2 protein-coding genes are annotated in these 558 nt (G+C 51.1%); both read right to left on the reverse strand.

Features of this window, described 5'->3' with window-relative positions; translation table 11 throughout:
* Nucleotides 1-307 (reverse strand): phage recombination protein Bet (gene bet, locus DLK05_RS16840; protein WP_000100823.1); only part of this gene is annotated, 307 nt, incomplete at its 3' end.
* Between the two features lie 5 nt (nucleotides 308-312).
* On the reverse strand, nucleotides 313-558 hold a 246-nt coding region (locus DLK05_RS16845; protein WP_127345105.1), incomplete at its 5' end, for a host-nuclease inhibitor Gam family protein.

The following is a 558-nucleotide window of genomic DNA, read 5'->3' on the forward strand; positions in this document are numbered from 1 at the left end:
ATTCATTGTCCTGCTCAAAGTCCATGCCATCAAACTGCTGGTTTTCATTGATGATGCGGGACCAGCCATCAACGCCCACCACCGGAACGATGCCATTCTGCTTATCAGGAAAGGCGTAAATTTCTTTCGTCCACGGATTAAGGCCGTACTGGTTGGCAACGATCAGTAATGCGATGAACTGCGCATCGCTGGCATCACCTTTAAATGCCGTCTGGCGAAGAGTGGTGATCAGTTCCTGTGGGTCGACAGAATCCATGCCGACACGTTCAGCCAGCTTCCCAGCCAGCGTTGCGAGTGCAGTACTCATTCGTTTTATACCTCTGAATCAATATCAACCTGGTGGTGAGCAATGGTTTCAACCATGTACCGGATGTGTTCTGCCATGCGCTCCTGAAACTCAACATCGTCATCAAACGCACGGGTAATGGATTTTTTGCTGGCCCCGTGGCGTTGCAAATGATCGATGCATAGCGATTCAAACAGGTGCTGGGGCAGGCCTTTTTCCATGTCGTCTGCCAGTTCTGCCTCTTTCTCTTCACGGGCGAGCTGCTGGTAGTG

Origin of the sequence: Ancylomarina longa, assembly GCF_003996985.1 — a bacterium.
Classification (GTDB): Bacteria; Bacteroidota; Bacteroidia; order Bacteroidales; family Marinifilaceae; genus Ancylomarina_A; species Ancylomarina_A longa.